The sequence below is a fragment of the Archangium sp. genome (genome assembly GCF_036388035.1).
In the GTDB taxonomy this organism is placed as follows: domain Bacteria; phylum Myxococcota; class Myxococcia; order Myxococcales; family Myxococcaceae; genus Archangium.
The window spans coordinates 1-16324 of sequence record NZ_DASVSO010000921.1 but is presented as its reverse complement, the minus strand read 5'-3'; the positions used below and the strand labels follow the sequence as shown (position 1 = coordinate 16324).

The window sequence follows — 16324 nt, the reverse complement described above, 5'->3', positions numbered from 1 at the left end:
ACGGTGTCCTCACGGATCGCATGCGGGTGCCCGCCGGCGGCACGCTGCGGCTCCAGGGCACCATCCATCCGAAGATCGAACCGGAGATCGCCTTCCGCACCTCGCGCGAGCTGCGCGGCCGCATCACCCGCGAGCAGGCGCTGGAGGCGTGCGCGAGCGTCTTCGCGGCGATGGAGATCCTCGACTCGCGCTACCGCGACTTCAAGTACTTCTCCCTGCCCGACGTGGTGGCGGACAACTCCTCCTCCTCCCTCTTCGTGCTGGGCACCACCGAGCGCCCGCCGCGCGAGCTGGACCTGCCCCGGCTCGAGATGGTGATGGAGGTGAATGGCGAGCGCGTCCAGGCGGCGCGCTCGGACGCCATCTCGGGAGACCCGCTGCTGTCCGTCGTCCAGTTGTGCGAGCTGCTCGACGCGCGGGGCGAGTCCCTGCCCGCCGGCAGCATCGTGCTCGCCGGCGCCGCCACCGCGGCCCACATGCTGCGGCCCGGAGACCGCGTCCGTCTCACCGTCGAAGGACTGGGAGAGGTCGCGGTCTCCGTCGAGCCTTGAGGCGCTACTCGCCGCGGTAGATGCCGACGGCGCCCGGGTTGCCGTACTCGTCGCGCCGGAAGGCCACCAGCAGCCGGCGCTCGGAGCCACTGCCCACCGCCTGGATCTCCCAGACAGGGCGGTACGAGAGCGGGCCGAGCGCCTGGCCGTAGCGCATCACCGTGTCCCCCTTCAGCCGGGTGAGCCCGCCGCCCCAGCGGTGGCCGGCCCAGAGGCTGTTGTCGCTCGGGTCTCGCGCCAGCGCGGAGACGAAGCGGTCCGCGCCGGTGGTGAGCGAGTACTGCTGGACCACGCCCGTCGCGTCCATCCGGGCCAGTCCCCGCGCGAAGGAGCTCACCCACACCGAGCCATCCGGCATCAGCGCCATGCCGGACACCAGGTCATCCACCCGGTCCCCGGGGCCGGGAATCCCCACCTCGTCCACGAGGTCCGGCCAGAGGTCGATGCGGTTCTTGATGGCGGAGCGGTTCTCCGTCTGCCTGCGCGCCAGCTCGAAGTCCCTCGGGGTCTTCACCGTCATGAAGCGGAAGCGCGTGGAGCGGTTGGCCCCGCCGAACCACACGTCCCCGTCCGGCCGCACCGCGATGCCGTAATACGCGTCCGTCAGCCGGAACTCGTGGCCCGCCGCGTCCTTCGCCAAGATGTGCGGGTGTGTGTGCTCCAGCACGCCCGAGCACTCGCGCTGGCCGTTGCAGGTGGGGTTGGCCTTGTGGTCGGGGTTGCCCCACGCGAAGGCATGGTTGCCGCCGAACCACAGGTTGCCGTGCGCCTTGTCCCAGGCGATGCGCAGGATGGAGCACACCTTCTCGCGACCGCCGGCCTCCTCGCCAATCACGCCCGGGCCGGACGAGATGTCGTAGTGGTCGACCTGGATGCCCGTGTCCGTCAGCGTGACCTTGTCCGCGTCACCGCTCTTGTAGATGTTCGGGTTCTTCGCGCCCGGCGTGTAGTAGTTGCTCTCGCAGTCCCCCTGGCCCTCGTAGCCCACGAACACCGTGCCCGCCGGGCCGCCCGCCACCGAGATGACCTTGAGGTACTTCGGCCCGACCGGCGCGCTCCCATCCTTCATGTAGCCATAGGGCCGCAGGCCATCGTCCATCGTGAAGCGCTGGAAGGTGCTCGCCCCCGGACGTAGGAGGAACAGGCCCTCCTCGCCACCGGCCACCCAGACGTTGCCGCCTTCGTCCTCCGTGACGCCGTACACATCCTGGGGCCCTCCCCGCTCCGGGCCGTAGAACGTCCACCCCTGCGCGTCCGGGTACACCACGGTGCCCGCATCCGCCGGAGGCGGAGGCGGCGGCTCGCTCGTGCCCGCGTCGTCCGTCCCCGCGTCAACGGTGCCCGCGTCGGCGGTGCCCGCGTCCACCGGAGGCGGAGGCGGCGGCTCGCTCGTGCCCGCGTCGTCCGGGCCCGCATCCACCGGGTCCACGGGCGGCTCCCCCGCATCTGGGCGCTCCGGGTCGGTGGAAGGCTCGTCCTCTGGCGGAGGGTTCTCGTCCACCGGCGCGGGGTCGTCCTCGTCGGGAACCGGGTCCTCGCCATCGACAACCGGGTCGTCATCGACGACCGTGCCCGCATCCTCGGGAGACGGATGGCCGGGCGTACTGCCCTGGTCCTCCTCCTGCACCGTCGAGGGCGAAGCCGGCTGGCTCCCCCCTCCGCATGCCAGCGAGAACACCAACAACCCCGCCAGCCCCCACTTCCACCCTCGCCGCCCGCTCATACCCCGGTACGCCTCCGCCGCTCGCCGCCGGACACTCCGTCCAGTGCCATACGGAAGCATCGCAAACAGGGTGCCACGCCCGGGGGCACATCCAGGCCTGTCACCGCACACCGGGTGGGCAAATTCGTCGCCACCGGGAGCAGTCACCTGCTCAGCGTGAGCAACCCGGAGGGCCGCGACCGCGGCGCGCGCCTCAGGCGGACTTGTCGCCCTTGCGCGCGTCCGCGCGGACCATGTTCTTGTCCACGATGGCCACCAGGATGAGCACGAAGGCGAGCAGCCGGATGGAGAAGGCCGCGACGAGGTGCTCGTTGTTGCTGTCCCGCAGCGACAACATCACCCCCCGGTGCAGCGCCATCAGCCAGAAGGAGGCGGCGAAGAAGGCGAAGAAGCGGTCGTGCGTCTTGCGCCAGAACCGGAGGAAGAACAGCCCCGCGACCAGGCTCAGGGCGGCCGCCATGCCGGAGAGGAAGTCGTTCATTCGGAATCCCACACGAGTCCGAAGACCAGGAGCGCGACCGACAGGAAGCCGGACAGGTTGCGGAACACCAGCAGGTCCCTTCCGGGGATGACCACCAGGTCCACCACCAGCAGGATGTTGTTCACCGCCAGCCCGACGAAGCACAGGCTGCTCCACAGCAGCAGGGGCACGCGGTTGCGGGCGTAGCCGCGCAGGAGCAGCACCGCGCAGGCGAGGCTGGTCACCGCACACAGCAGGAAGACCACGTCAGCCATTGTCATCGTCGTCCCTCCGAATGCGGAAGGCATCGGCAAAAGTCCGGATCTTGTCGACCGGCTTGGAAAAGATGAGGTTGATGACGGTCACCCGGCGCTCGGAATACGCCAGGGCGAGACCGCGCACCGCGTCCCCCAGGCCCGCGCTCTTCGGTGCATAGCGGTACTCCACCGGCTTGCCGTCCTTGCGGGCCAGGATACCGGAGTGCGTCATGTCCTCCAGGCGCTCCGCCGCGGAGACCGCGGCCACCCGCAGCTCCCGCGCCACCGCCTCCGCGTCCCAGGTCCGCTCGGGGTGCTGGTACAGCAGCAGGAGAATCTCCAACTGCTCCACCGAATCGATGTGATCGGCGATGAGCCGCCGCACCTCTTCGGGAAGTTCACTCGCTCGCAAACCTCATCCCCTTCTAACTGTCTCGGACCACCTCAAGACCGGGGCGCCTGCTCCGGGGGCGCGGACTGTACAGGCAAACGAACGTGGAAGGTGCTGCCTTCTTTTTCGATGCCCTGGGATTCGGCCCAGATGCGCCCCCCATGCTGCTCGATGATGCCCTGGGAGATGGTCAGCCCCAGGCCGAGTCCGCCGTAGCGGGCCCCGTGGGCCTGGCCAAAGCGCTCGAAGATGCCGGCCAGCTTCTCCGCGGGAATGCCGATGCCGTGGTCGCGCACCCACAGCGCCACCTGCCCGTCCTCGACCCAGGCCCGCAGCTCCACCGCGCCGCCCTGGGGCGAGTAGCGGATGGCGTTGGACACCAGGTTGGTCACCACCTGCTCGATGCGCCCGGGGTCTCCCCGCATGGGCAGCCGCTCGGGAGCCTCCACCCGCAGCCGGTGCTCGGAGGAGAGCGCCTGGAGCCGATCACACGTGGCGTGCAGCAGCGGCACGAGGTCGAACTCCTCCACCTCCAGCGACAGGCGGCCCGTGAGCAGCCGGCTCACGTCCAGCAGGTCCGAGACCAGCTTCGTCATCCGGTCCACCTGTCGGTCCAACCCCTCGAAGGCCCGGCGCGTGCCGTCGGTCAGCTCGGAGCCGTATTTGCGCTTGGCGAGCTGCACCTGCATCTTCGCCGCGGCCAGGGGCGTGCGCAGCTCGTGCGAGGCCGCGGCCAGGAAGGTGTCCTTGGCGGCATTGGCCTGGGCAAGCGCGTGCTCGGCCTGCTTCTGGTCGTCGATGTCCGTGGCGGTGACGATCCACCCGGTGACGCGCCCGCGCTCGTTGCGCTCCGGGACGGCCCGGCCCAGGTGCCAGCGGTAGCTCTGGTCACCGCGGCGCAGCAGCCGGAACTGCACCTCGAAGGGCTGGCCGGTGAGGACGGCCTGACACCAGTCGGCGTGCACCGACTGCCGATCCTCCGGGTGCACCACCTCCGAGCGCCATAAGTCCTCCACCGCCTCGGCGGGCAGGCCGGACAGCTCCGTCCAGGCCCGGTTGCCATAGCGCAGCGTCCCATCCGGGGTGGCGGCGAACACGCACAGGGGCATGGCGTCGCCCAGCAGGCGGTAGCGGTAGGCGCTCTCCCGCTCCAGCGCCTCGCGCTCGCGCCGGCGCAGCAGGGCCTCCTGCCGCTTGAGCTGCTCCTCCTTGATGAAGAGCTCCACGAAGACGGAGACCTTCGAGCGCAGGATCTCCGGCGCGAAGGGCTTGAGGACGTAGTCCACCGCCCCCTGTGCGTAGCCGCGGAACACGTGCGAGGCGTCGCGGCTGCGCGCGGTGAGGAAGATGATGGGGATGAAGCGCGAGCGCTCGCGCTCCTTGATGAGCCGGGCCGTCTCGAAGCCGTCCAGCCCGGGCATCTGCACGTCCAGCAGGATGAGGGCGAAGTCCTCGCGCAGCAGGTGCAGGAGGGCCTCTTCACCGGAGCTTGCCTTCACCACCTCACCCAGGTCGCCGAGCGTGGCTTCCAGGGTGAGGAGGTTGGGAGCGTGGTCGTCCACCGCCAGGATGCGTGCCCGCGGCAGCTCCGACAAAGCCTGGAAGCCGCCGACGTTCCCGCCCTCCGACCACGTCATTGCTGTCATTTCACTCCCGCGCAAGGTTCCACCCATCGGCGAATCAACTCCAACAGTCGCTCGGTGTCGACCGGTTTGGAGAGATAATCGGACGCACCCGCCTCCAGGCACTTCTCTCGGTCATCCTTGAGCGCCCGGGCGGTGATGGCGATGACGGGCAGGGACGCCCACCGGGAGTCCGCGCGGATGGCCCTCATCGCCTGGTAGCCATCCATTTCCGGCATCATGACGTCCAAGAGAACCACATCCAGCTCTGGATTCTTCTCCATCAAATCCATGGCGGCTCGCCCGTCCTGGGCGAAGGTCACCTGCATGCCATGGCTCTCCAGCACGCTGGTGAGCGCGAAGATGTTGCGGGCGTCGTCGTCCACCAGCAGCACCTTGCGACCGGCGAGCGAGCGGGTGAGCTCCTTGGACTCCTCGCTGGCCACGCGCGACTGGTCGCCCACGCGGCGCAGGAAGCGGCCCACCTCGGCCACCACCGCCTCGGGCGAGCGAGCGGCCGCCTCGAGCAGCACGGACTCGGCCGAGCGACGCAGCCGCCGCTCGTCATCCGGCAGGAGCTGCGAGCCGCTATAGAGGAGGACGGGGGGCAGCCGAGCGGGCCGGCGCACCAGCTCCACCAGCAGCTTCATCCCTCGTCCACCGGGCGAGGCGAGGTCCAGGGCCAGCGCGTCCACCTCACCGCGGTCCAGCGCCTCCACGGTGGCGGTGGACTCCAGCTCGCGCATCTCCAGGGGCTCGCCCATGTCGATGAGCTGCTTCACGCTCTCGCGCAGCTCCGGCTTGGGGTCCACCAGCAGCAGCCGCCGGGGCGCGCCGTTGGGCTTGAGGTCCAGGTGGCTGAAGGCGCCCTGGATGGCCTCGGGAGAGAAGGGCCTGTCCAGGAAGGCGAAGCCGCCGCCGCACGAGGCGCCGCGCAGACGGTCCACGCTCACCACCTGGACGGGGATGCGGCGGGTGCGCGGGTCTCGCTTGAGGCGGTCCAGCACGGACCAGCCGTCGATGACGGGCAGGCCGAGCTGGAGGACCATGGCGTACGGCTTGAGCCGCTGGGCCAGCGAGAGCGCCACATCGCCGCGCGTGGCCACCAGCGCCTTCAGGCCGTTCTTGTGGGCGGAGGCCACCAGGCCGCGGGAGAACTCCACGTCGTCCACCGCCACGAGCAGCACGCGATCATCCGCGCGCAGGTCGTCCCGGTCGTCCACGAGGGGGCTGGGGCTCGCCGTGCCCGGCACATCGTTGTCGGGCGGCAGCAGCTCGCGCAGCATGGGGCTGTAGCCGTCCGTGTCGCTGACCGGCTCGCCCCCGCGCTCGGGGCCGCTGTAGCTGCGCGGCAGGTACAGGGTGAAGGTGCTGCCCGCCCCGCGCGCGCTCTTCACGCGGATTTCACCGCCCAGCAGTCGGGCCAGCTCACGGCTGATGGAGAGACCCAGGCCCGTGCCGCCGTACTTGCGGCTGGTGGTGCCATCGGCCTGCTGGAAGGCCTCGAAGATGAGCTTCTGCTTGTCCTCGGGGATGCCGATGCCCGTGTCGATGACGGAGAAGGCCAGCACCTGGTCGGCCTCCACCAGCTCGGGGGCGGCGAAGCGCTCCTCGGTGTCCGCCATGCGGATGCGCAGCGTCACCTGGCCGGCGCTCGTGAACTTGAAGGCGTTGGAGAGCAGGTTCTTGAGGATCTGCTGCAGCCGCTTCGGGTCGGTGAAGACGGTGACGGGCACCTCCGGGCCCACCTCGGTGAGGAAGCCCAGGTTCTTCTGCTCGGCCACGGGGCCGAAGGTGCGCCGGGCGAAGTCCACCAGCTCGGCCACCGCCGAGTCGCGCGGCTCCACCTGCATCTTCCCGGCCTCCACCTTGGACAGGTCGAGGATCTCGTTGATGAGGGACAGCAGGTCCCCACCCGAGGAGTAGATGGTCTCCGCGTACTCCACCTGCTTGCGGTTGAGGCTCGCGTCGGAGTTGTCCGCCAGCAGCTTGGCCAGCACCAGCATGCTGTTGAGCGGCGTGCGCAGCTCGTGGGACATGTTGGCGAGGAACTCGCTCTTGTACTTGGAGATGAGCGAGAGCTGCTCGGCCTTCTCCTCCAGCGAGGAGCGCGCCTGCTCCACCTCGCGGTTCTTCTCCTCCACCTTGATGTTCTGCTGCTCGAGCAGCTTGGCCTTCTCCTCCAGCTCGAGGGCCTGGGCCTCCAGCGCCGAGTTGGAGCGCTTGAGCTCCTCCTGCTGCTGGGTGAGCTCGCGCGACTGGCTCTGCAGCTCGTTGGCGAGGCTCTGCGACTGCCGCAGCAGCTCCTCGGTGCGCATGTTCGCCATGATCATGTTGAGGACCACGCCGATGCTCTCGGTGAGCTGGTCCAGGAAGATCTGGTGGATGGCGCTGAAGGGGTGGAAGGAGGCCAGCTCGATGACGGCCTTGACCTCGCCCTCGAAGAGGACGGGCAGGACGATGAGGTTGAGGGGGGTGGCCTCGCCCAGGCCGGAGGTGATGCGGATGTAGTCCGCCGGCACGTGGGTGAGGAGGATGGTCTTCTTCTCCAGGGCGCACTGGCCCACCACGCCCTCGCCGAGGCGGAAGCGGTTGCCCACGTTCTTGCGCTCACGGTAGGCGTAGCTGGAGGTGAGCTTGGCCACGGGGTGGCCTTCCTCGGAGTCCATGAGGAAGAAGGCGCCGTGGTGCGCGGACACCAGGGGCGTCAGCTCGGACATGATGAGCCGGGAGACGGCCTCCAGGTTCTTCTGTCCCTGCATCATGCCGGAGAACTTGGCGAGGTTCGTCTTGAGCCAGTCCTGCTCGGTGTTCTTCTGGGTCGTCTCCTTGAGGTTGACGATCATCTGGTTGATGTTGTCCTTCAGGGCGGCGACTTCGCCCTGGGCATCCACCGAGATGGACCGGGTCAGGTCCCCCTTCGTCACGGCGGTGGCCACCTCGGAGATGGCGCGCACCTGGGACGTCAGGTTGCCGGCGAGCTGGTTCACGTTGTCGGTCAGCTGCCTCCAGGCCCCGCGCGCACCGGGCACCTTGGCCTGACCGCCCAGCTTCCCTTCGATCCCCACCTCGCGGGCCACCGAGGACACCTGCTGGGCGAAGGTGCCCAGGGTGTCGGTCATGCTGTTGATGGTGTCCGCCAGCGCGGCCACCTCGCCCTTCGCGTCCACGACGAGCTTCTGGGTGAGGTCACCGTTGGCGACCGCGGTCACCACCTTGACGATGCCGCGCACCTGGGTGGTCAGGTTGCGGGCCATCAGGTTCACGTTGTCGGTGAGGTCCTTCCACGTCCCGGCGACACCGGGCACACGCGCCTGGCCACCCAGCTTGCCCTCGGTACCCACCTCGCGAGCCACGCGGGTCACTTCCGAGGCGAACGCGTTGAGCTGATCCACCATGGTGTTGATGGTGTCCTTCAGCTCCAGGATTTCGCCCTTCGCGTCGACAGTGATCTTCTTGGACAGGTCGCCATTGGCGACCGCCGTCGTCACCTTGGCGATGTTGCGCACCTGGTTGGTCAGGTTGGACGCCATCGAGTTCACGCTGTCGGTGAGGTCCTTCCAGACGCCGGACACGCCCTGCACCTCGGCCTGCCCGCCCAGCTTTCCTTCCGTACCCACCTCGCGAGCGACGCGGGTCACTTCCGCGGCGAACGACCGGAGCTGGTCCACCATGGTGTTGATGGTGTTCTTCAGCTCGAGGATTTCACCCTTCACATCGACGGTGATCTTCCGCGACAGGTCGCCGTTGGCGACCGCCGTCGTCACCAGCGCGATGTTGCGCACCTGGCTGGTGAGGTTGGAGGCCATGAAGTTCACGTTGTCCGTGAGGTCCTTCCACGTACCGGAGACGCCGGGCACGTCGGCCTGACCGCCCAGCTTTCCTTCCGTACCCACTTCCTTGGCGACGCGGGTCACCTCACCGGCGAACGAGCGGAGCTGCTCCACCATGGTGTTGATGGTGTTCTTCAGCTCGAGCACCTCGCCCCGGGCGTCCACGGTGATCTTCTTGGACAGGTCACCGCGAGCGACGGCGGTGCTCACCTCGGCGATGTTTCGCACCTGGGCGGTCAGGTTGTTGGCGAGCAGGTTCACGTTGTCCGTGAGGTCCTTCCACGTCCCCGCCACACCCGGCACATCCGCCTGGGCACCCAGCTTGCCCTCCACGCCCACCGTCTTGGCGACGCTGGTCACCTGGTCGGCGAAGATGCCGAGCGTCTTCGTCATGCTGTTGAGCGTGTCGGCCAATGCGGCCACCTCGCCCTTGGCATCCACCACGAGGCGCTGGGACAGGTCGCCGTTGGCGACGGCTGTCACCACCTTGACGATGCCTCGCACCTGGGTCGTCAGGTTGGAGGCCATCAGGTTCACGTTGTCGGTGAGGTCCTTCCACACGCCGGAGACACCCGGCACGTCGGCCTGGCCTCCCAGCTTGCCCTCGGTACCGACTTCCTTCGCGACGCGCGTCACTTCGCCGGCGAACGAGCGGAGCTGGTCCACCATCGTGTTGACGGTGTTCTTCAGCTCGAGCACCTCGCCCCGCGCGTCGACGGTGATCTTGCGCGACAGGTCACCGCGGGCGACGGAGGTCGTCACCTCGGCGATGTTTCGCACCTGGGCGGTCAGGTTGTTGGCGAGCTGGTTCACGCTGTCGGTGAGGTCCTTCCACGTCCCGGCGACACCGGGCACGCGGGCCTGACCGCCCAGCTTTCCTTCCGTACCGACTTCGCGCGCGACGCGCGTCACTTCGGCGGCGAAGGAGCTGAGCTGATCCACCATCGCGTTCACGGTGGTACCGATGCGGAGGAACTCGCCCTTCACCGGCTGGCCGGGCAGGTCCAGCGCCATCTTCTGGGTGAGGTCACCGCGCGCCACCGCGCCCAGCACGCGCGCCACCTCGGTGGTGGGCTGCACCAGGTCCGCGATGAGCGAGTTGATGGAGCCGATGCTGGAGGCCCAGCCGCCGCTCACCGGCCCGAGCGAGGCGCGCTCCGCCATCTGGCCCTCGCGGCCCACCACGCGCTCCACGCGGACGAGCTCGTCCTGCATGCGCTGGTTCATCGCCACCATGCCGTTGAAGGCGTGGGCGATCTCCTCCATGGCCGCGGGCTGCGACTCGGGCGCCAGGCGCACGGAGAAGTCGCCATAGGTGACGGCGCGCAGGGACTCCAGCAGGGTCTCGAGCGCGGCATTCGTCGCCGAGCGCCGGGGGGCATGGCCATGCACACGGCGCGCGAGCGTGGTGGGCTTGCGCTGCTTCTTTCCGGTCTGGACTCGGGTGGGGCGCTTGGTGCGACGATTCACGTCCTGCTCCAGTGCGGAGATGGTTGGCGTTGTCCCAACCGGAGGACGTTCTTCGTTCGTTCCTACTCTCACCACGCCCCGCTCGGGGGCAGGCGCCCGGACAGGCACCTACATGTGAGGGAATAGCCCGCGCCGAGAGGAGGGAGCTACCGCGGGGTCAGCTTCAGCTTCGTCTGGGAGAGCACCCGGCCCTGGGCATCCGTGAAGCGTGCTTCCACGTCCAGCGGCCCGGCGAGCCAGCCCCCTTCGACTGGCGTGCTGAAGGGCAGCGGCACGTCCACGCCCGCCTTCACCTCGGACGCCTCGCCCTCACGCGGGAAGAAGCTCAGCGGCTCGCCCGAGGGGGAGGCAGCCGAGATGCTCAACCGCACCGCCTCCGGGGCCGTATAGCTGAACTGCACCGTCCCGCCCTCGTCGCAGGCGAGCGTCCCGCCCGGCCGTGCCTCGCCCCGCACCTGTCCGTCCGAGCCAATGCAGAAGGCCCGCACGCCCCAGGCCGAGGTGCCCGTCTCCGCGCCGCGCGCCTGGAACTCGGACTCCGGCTGGCGCAGTCGCGGCACCACCAGCACCGCCAGCACCGCGCAGGCCGCCAGTCCGAGGGCCGCGGGCGCGAAGAACACCGGGAAGAAGGGCTTGCGCTCGGGCACCGGCGCCCGGGCCGGCTTCGCCGCGGCGCCCAGCCGGGCGAACAGCGCCTGCTCCAGCAGCGCCTCCCGGCCCGCGGGCAGCGCGCGCTTCTCCAGCGCCGACTCCACCCGGGCCAGCTTGTCGTAGGCCTCGTGGCACTCGGCACAGGAGGCCGCGTGCGCGCGCAGCCGGGTGTAGCCCTCTCCGTCCAGCTCGCCCCGGAAGAGCCTCTCCAGCGACTGCTTCGCCTGTCGGTCCGCACACTTCGTCATGACTGGCCTCGCCGCTTGAAGAAGCTCCACCCCTTCACTTCCATCCCCTCCAGGTACCCACGCGCCTGCAGGAACTCGAGCAGCCGCGTCTTCCACCCCAGCTCCCGCCGCCGCACCTGGATGCGCGTCAGCCCCAGCTGCTCCGCCGCGCTCTCCTGTGCCAGCTCCTCCTCGCCGAAGCGCAGCTCGAACAGCCGCCGATCCTCCGCCGACAGCCCCTGCTTGAAGCTCGCCAGCAACCCCTCCACCTCCCGATCCTCCAGCGTCTGGGCCAGCCCCTCGCCCTCCTCCGGGGCCTCGCCCACCTCCTCGAAGGGCTCCAGCCCCACCGCCACCTCGCGCTGCCTCGACTGCTCCAGCAGCACGTTGCGCGCGATGCCCACCAGGAAGTGCCCGTAGGGCCGCACCCCGTCGTACGCCGCCCGCGTCCTCGGCTCGAAGGCCCGGGCGAACGTCTCCAGCACCGTGTTCTCCAGCTCCAGCGCGCTCCTCACCTGTCCGAAGCCCCGCCCCCGCCACGCCATGGCCCGCAGCATCCGCGCCAACGCCTCGGCGTGCTCCCGGTACACCCGTCCCAGGGTCTCCGGCTCACCGTCCCGGAAGCGTTGCAATGTCCGCGCATCCCACTCCATCCGTCCGCGACTTACCGTGCCTCGCCGCCCGCCGTCACCCACCCGTCATGATGGAATTGCGATTTGACGCTCCGGTTGGATCCCGAGGTTCAAAAATCCTCCGTCGGCGGCCCGACACCGCGAGACTCCAGCACCCGTCACGGTGGGCACAGCAAGGCATACCCCCACACACCCGTAGCACCTTGCAGCGCCTCGCTCATCCGTAGACACTCCCCGCGCATGCGACCGCTCCGATGCGCTCCGGTGGCCCTGTGGGTCTCGCTCCTCGTCGGCACCACCGCGAGCGCCGCGCCCGAGAGGGTGGCCTACGCCCTCATCCTCGCCAACAACGCCAGCACCGACCCGAAGCAGGCCCCCCTGCGCTTCGCCGATGATGATGGCGCGCGCTATTACGAGCTCTTCGCCCCCCGCACCCAGGAGACCGTGCTCCTCTCCGTGCTGGACGAGGACACGCAGGCACTCCACCCGGGGCTCGCCGGGAAGACGCGCCCGCCCACCCGCACCGCGCTCCAGGAGACGCTCGGTCGGCTGAATGCCCGCATGGCCGAGGACCGGGCGCGCGGCGCCAACCCGGTGCTCTACTTCATCTTCACCGGCCATGGGAAGCGCGGGCCCGCCGGCGAGGGCACGGTGAGCCTGCTGGACGGCACCTTCAGCCGCACCGACCTCTACGAGAAGGTCATCTCCCCGAGCTCCGCCGCCTTCATCCATCTCATCGTGGACGCATGTGACTCGTACTTCTTCGTCAACTCGCGCGGCGCGCTGCCGGTGGCGCCCGCCCAGGTGGAGGCGGTGAAGGGCCTGCTGGCCACGCGCGAGCTGGCGCGCTACCCCCACGTGGGCGCCGTGCTGTCCACCACCCGCGAGCAGGAGAGCCACGAGTGGAGCGCCATCGGCTCGGGCGTCTTCAGCCACCAGGTGCGCTCGGCGCTCTCCGGCGCCGCGGACGTCAACGCGGACGGGCGCGTGGAGTACTCGGAGCTGCGCGCCTTCGTCGCCGCCGCCAACCAGGGGGTGGACGACGTGCGGGGCCGGCTCGACGTCTCCATCCAACCGCCCGCGCTCGACCGCTCGGCGGCGCTGGTGGACCTCGGAGACAGGACGCGCCTGGGCTTCCTCCTGCTCCCCACGGGCCTGGAGGGCCGGCTGTGGGTGGAGGACACGCGAGGCCTGCGCGTGGCCGAGTTCCACAAGGAGCGCGAGCGCTCGGTGGTGCTGGGCCTGCCCTCCGGTCGTGGCTACTTCCTGCGCGCCTCGGGACGCGAGGCCCCCTACCAGCTCTCCCGGGAGGGCGCGGTGGTGGATGCCGGGAGCCTCGCCTGGCGTGACAACGCCTTCGCCGCGCGCGGGGCGGTGCAGGACGCCTTCCGGGACAGGCTCTTCTCCGTCCCCTTCGGCCCCCGCTTCTATAACGGCTACATGGCCAGCCTCGGGCTGACCCCCGTCGCTCCCGAACAGGAGCCAGACCTCTCTCCATGAGCATCCTCTCCTTCGCGCTGGTGCTGTCGCTGGCGCAGACGCCCACCTCGTGCCGGGGTGAGCGGGTCGTCCTCGTCCCCTTCCAGCCGGTGGCGCTCTCGAGTGCCGAGGCCCGCGGCCTGGAGGACGCCGTGCGCCGGGCGGCGGAGAGCACGCCCGGCCTGTGCCTGGAGCCGCGCGCGAGCACGGTGGCCAAGGTGCGCGCCCGGGGCGGACGCCTCCCCGCGTGTACGGACATGGCGTGCCGGGGCGCGCAGGTGACGGCGCTCGACGCGGACCGAGTGGTGCGCGGCGTGGCGCTCGGGGTGGGCGGAGAGCACGGGGTGGCGCTCACGGTGGTGGACCGCGAGGGCCAGGAGTCCCACGCCGTCCTGAAGCTCTCCGCAGAAGGACTGCCGGCCGGCCAGGAAGCGGCGCGGGCCAGCGAGGCCTTCAAGTCCCTGTGGGCGGCCCGGTCCACGCCCCGGGCGGTGGCACGCCCGAGCAAGGCCTGGCCCACGGTGCTGCTGGCGGCCGGGGGCGTCGCGCTCGCGGCCGGAGTGGGCTTCGGACTGGCCGCGCGCCGCTCGGAGGCGAGCCTCTCGGGAGGCAGCGCGGGCTGCACCGGCGAGGGCGAGGCCTTCCGCTCCTGCTTCGCCGGACGCCTGCGGGAGGGGCGGCGGCAGTCGCACACGGCCAACGTGCTGATGGGCGCGGGCGCGGTGCTGGGCGCGGGCGGAGCCGTCTTCTTCGTCTGGGAGCTGCCATGAGTCGCTGGCTGACCTGGCTGGGACTGGCCGCGCTCGCCGGGGCGGTGGCGTGCGTCTTCCAGCCGGACCTCTCCCGCTTTCCCCCGTGCGACGCGCGGGGCGCGTGTCCCTCGGGCTCGACGTGCCTCGTGCCCGAGAGCGTCTGCCTCCCGGACTGCGGCGAGCGGGGCGTCTGCCCCCTCGACGCGCCCTCGGACACGGACGCGGGCGACACGGACGCGGGCACGAAGGGCGACGCGGGCATGCCGCTCGAGGTCATCCCCGACGCGCCCAAGGGGGGCGTGGAGACGGAGGGCTACTTCCACCGTTTCCAGGCCAGTGGCGGGACTCCCCCCTACACCTTCTCCACCTCCAGCGAGCTGCCGCCGGGCCTGTCGCTCAACGCCCGGGGCGAGCTGTCCGGCAAGCCGACCGCGCCCGGCGACTTCCACTTCACCCTCGAGGTGGAGGACCAGGGTCCGACGCCGCGGCGCTCCCGCCAGGAGTTCTCCGTCCGCATCCGGCCCCTGCTGCGCCTGGCCGGGCCGGCCATCCTCGCCGATGTCCCGAGCGGGAAGCCCTACGTGGAGCAGCTGTCGGCCACCGGAGGCACCTCGCCCTACCGCTTCGAGCTCGTCTCCGGCAGCCCCCTGCCCGCGGGCATCGTCCTGCGGGACACGGGACGGGTGGATGGGACGACGAGCCAGAGTGGCACCATCGCCTTCGACGTGCGGGTGACGGACTCCGACGAGCCTCCACAAGTCGTCGTCCGCACCCTCCAGCTCACCACCGGCTCGTGCCCTTCGCTGACCCTGTGCATGAGGACGCGCGCCGTCCCCGACGCGCGCGTGGGCACGGCGTACACCTATGCCTTCCAGACCTCCGAGGGCTCGGGCACCATCACCTGGAGCTACACCGGCACGCTGCCACCGGGACTCACCCTGGGGACGACGGGCATCCTCTCGGGTACGCCCACCCAGGCGGGCTCCTACGAGTTCACCGTCACCGCGGCGGACGTCTTCGACAAGCCGCAAGTGCGGCTGACACTCAAGGTGTACTGAGCCCCCGAAGGATCCAAGCGCGCGCCCTGCCCGCAATACCGAGCAGGTGTCTCCTCCTGAACAGCAACGAGAGTCCCTCCGCCCTTGGCTGCCACTCCTGTCGGGCACGGTGCTCGCGGGACTCCTGGTCGGGGCCCTCACTCCCGCCGAGCCGCCCTGCGCCTACGTGCTGAGCCAGCTCGGCGCCGACGCCGTGGCCACGCCCGCCCTCGTCGTCTTCGTCCCACCGCAGGAGGCCGCGGTGCAGCCCGTCCAGGTCCATCTGGACGAGGCCGGACAGAACATCCTCGGCTACTCCCTCCGGCCCACCGGGGTGGACGCGGGGCCGGACGCGGGGAACGTCTTCGTCCGGGGCCTCCCCGAGGCGGGCACCTCCCTCGCTCCCCTGCCGGCACTGGGCGGGTGGGTCCGCGCCTGCTCCCACCTGGGGGGGAGCACGCCCGCCGTCCCCGTCCATGTCCCCACCTCGGTGCTCGACCTACCGGGTGCTCTCGAGGAAGTCCTGGCCGTCACCCTCTCCCTCCACGGCACCTCGGTGACTGTTCCCGGCCACGTCATCACGCTCGCGGGCCGCACCCTCGTGCTGCCCCAGTCGGGTGCCGTCCCCGAGAGGCTGGAGCGCGACCGCGCCGAGCAGTCCCTCCACGTCACCCTCCCCGGCTCCGACGAGACCGCGCGCTACCTCTCGCCGCCCCGTTTCACAGCCGAAAAATAAATTTTTAATCCGGGCGATCCAATTGGCCCTCCATTTCCCAATAAATCCATGAAGGCACGATGCAGGTCGGCATGAAGCTCCGACCGAAGACCCCCCCCTCGCGCCTCTCTAGGAGAGCACCATGTCCACCCGTTCCCTGAAGCGTTTCCTCGTCGGTGCCGCGGTTGCTGGTGTGTGCGTTCCGAGCATCGCGCTGGCCGATCCCACCTGCGTCTACGTCATCAGCAAGGTCGACTCGGTAACCGTGACCACCCCGGCCGTGGCCGTCGTGGTGCCGGACAGCAATACGGACGTCCAGCCGATCCGCGTCCACCTGGATGAGCAGGAGCAGGTCATCCTCGGCTACTCGGTGCGCGTGCCCGGCGCGGACTTCGGCACGGACGGCCAGATGGTGTTCGTCCCCGGCATCTCGCAGCACATCCCCTCCATCTCCTTCACCATCCCGGAGCTCAACCTCTCGCCCAGCCGCTGCGTCAACGTGGATGGCGTGAGCACCCCGGCCG

The 16324-nt window shown here is 70.1% G+C and carries 13 protein-coding genes and 1 pseudogene; 6 read left to right on the top strand and 8 right to left on the bottom strand.

What is annotated here, in order from left to right; genetic code table 11:
- The coding region (locus tag VF697_RS38175; RefSeq protein ID WP_331102902.1) for a 2-keto-4-pentenoate hydratase at nucleotides 1–551 on the top strand (551 nt) is incomplete at its 5' end.
- 4 nt (nucleotides 552–555) lie between these two features.
- Here VF697_RS38175 and VF697_RS38170 read toward each other — a convergent pair.
- The 8 genes from VF697_RS38170 to VF697_RS38135 form a co-directional block, all read right to left on the bottom strand.
- Entirely contained in the window at nucleotides 556–2274 is a 1719-nt protein-coding gene (locus VF697_RS38170) for a hypothetical protein (protein WP_331102901.1), read from the bottom strand.
- Nucleotides 2275–2467: 193 nt separating this feature from the next.
- The gene (locus VF697_RS38165) at nucleotides 2468–2755 is read right to left on the bottom strand and encodes a DUF5985 family protein (RefSeq protein ID WP_331102900.1); all 288 of its coding nucleotides are present in this window, start codon (nucleotides 2753–2755) and stop codon (nucleotides 2468–2470) included.
- Nucleotides 2752–3009, bottom strand: a complete 258-nt coding sequence (locus VF697_RS38160) for a DUF5985 family protein (RefSeq protein ID WP_331102899.1) — start codon at nucleotides 3007–3009, stop codon at nucleotides 2752–2754. Before VF697_RS38160 ends, VF697_RS38165 begins: the two co-directional genes overlap by 4 nt.
- The gene (locus VF697_RS38155; RefSeq protein ID WP_331102898.1) at nucleotides 3002–3403 is read right to left on the bottom strand and encodes a hypothetical protein; all 402 of its coding nucleotides are present in this window, start codon (nucleotides 3401–3403) and stop codon (nucleotides 3002–3004) included. Before VF697_RS38155 ends, VF697_RS38160 begins: the two co-directional genes overlap by 8 nt.
- 32 nt (nucleotides 3404–3435) lie before the next feature.
- A complete protein-coding gene (locus VF697_RS38150; RefSeq protein ID WP_331102903.1) occupies nucleotides 3436–5019 on the bottom strand; it encodes an ATP-binding protein in 1584 nt (527 codons plus the stop codon).
- A 5-nt stretch (nucleotides 5020–5024) separates the two neighbouring features.
- On the bottom strand, nucleotides 5025–10307 hold the full coding sequence (locus tag VF697_RS38145) for a HAMP domain-containing protein (RefSeq protein ID WP_331102897.1): 5283 nt from the start codon (nucleotides 10305–10307) through the stop codon (nucleotides 5025–5027).
- Between the two features lie 146 nt (nucleotides 10308–10453).
- Nucleotides 10454–11206, bottom strand: coding sequence for a hypothetical protein (locus tag VF697_RS38140; RefSeq protein ID WP_331102896.1), 753 nt, complete (start codon nucleotides 11204–11206; stop codon nucleotides 10454–10456).
- Nucleotides 11203–11817, bottom strand: a complete 615-nt coding sequence (locus VF697_RS38135) for an RNA polymerase sigma factor (protein ID WP_331102895.1) — start codon at nucleotides 11815–11817, stop codon at nucleotides 11203–11205. Before VF697_RS38135 ends, VF697_RS38140 begins: the two co-directional genes overlap by 4 nt.
- 240 nt (nucleotides 11818–12057) lie before the next feature.
- Between VF697_RS38135 and VF697_RS38130 the strand changes: the two genes are divergently transcribed.
- The 5 genes and pseudogenes from VF697_RS38130 to VF697_RS38110 form a co-directional block, all read left to right on the top strand.
- Nucleotides 12058–13317: a hypothetical protein gene (locus VF697_RS38130; RefSeq protein ID WP_331102894.1), complete on the top strand. Its 1260-nt coding sequence runs from the start codon at nucleotides 12058–12060 to the stop codon at nucleotides 13315–13317.
- Entirely contained in the window at nucleotides 13314–14066 is a 753-nt protein-coding gene (locus tag VF697_RS38125; RefSeq protein WP_331102893.1) for a hypothetical protein, read from the top strand. The genes VF697_RS38130 and VF697_RS38125 overlap by 4 nt, the downstream gene beginning before the upstream one ends.
- Entirely contained in the window at nucleotides 14063–15106 is a 1044-nt protein-coding gene (locus VF697_RS38120) for an Ig domain-containing protein (RefSeq protein ID WP_331102892.1), read from the top strand. The genes VF697_RS38125 and VF697_RS38120 overlap by 4 nt, the downstream gene beginning before the upstream one ends.
- Nucleotides 15107–15215: 109 nt before the next feature.
- A complete protein-coding gene (locus VF697_RS38115; RefSeq protein ID WP_331102891.1) occupies nucleotides 15216–15821 on the top strand; it encodes a hypothetical protein in 606 nt (201 codons plus the stop codon).
- A 121-nt stretch (nucleotides 15822–15942) separates the two neighbouring features.
- A pseudogene (locus tag VF697_RS38110) lies at nucleotides 15943–16324 on the top strand (hypothetical protein); the annotation flags it as partial.

Excerpts from the sequence above, each read along its gene's own strand:
- VF697_RS38170 (WP_331102901.1), bottom strand. The coding sequence starts at position 2,274 with ATGAGCGGGCGGCGAGGGTGGAAGTGGGGGCTGGCGGGGTTGTTGGTG.
- VF697_RS38150 (WP_331102903.1), bottom strand. The coding sequence starts at position 5,019 with ATGACGTGGTCGGAGGGCGGGAACGTCGGCGGCTTCCAGGCTTTGTCG.
- VF697_RS38130 (WP_331102894.1), top strand. The coding sequence starts at position 12,058 with ATGCGACCGCTCCGATGCGCTCCGGTGGCCCTGTGGGTCTCGCTCCTC.
- VF697_RS38125 (WP_331102893.1), top strand. The coding sequence starts at position 13,314 with ATGAGCATCCTCTCCTTCGCGCTGGTGCTGTCGCTGGCGCAGACGCCC.
- VF697_RS38120 (WP_331102892.1), top strand. The coding sequence starts at position 14,063 with ATGAGTCGCTGGCTGACCTGGCTGGGACTGGCCGCGCTCGCCGGGGCG.
- VF697_RS38140 (WP_331102896.1), bottom strand. The coding sequence starts at position 11,206 with ATGACGAAGTGTGCGGACCGACAGGCGAAGCAGTCGCTGGAGAGGCTC.
- VF697_RS38160 (WP_331102899.1), bottom strand. The coding sequence starts at position 3,009 with ATGGCTGACGTGGTCTTCCTGCTGTGTGCGGTGACCAGCCTCGCCTGC.
- VF697_RS38165 (WP_331102900.1), bottom strand. The coding sequence starts at position 2,755 with ATGAACGACTTCCTCTCCGGCATGGCGGCCGCCCTGAGCCTGGTCGCG.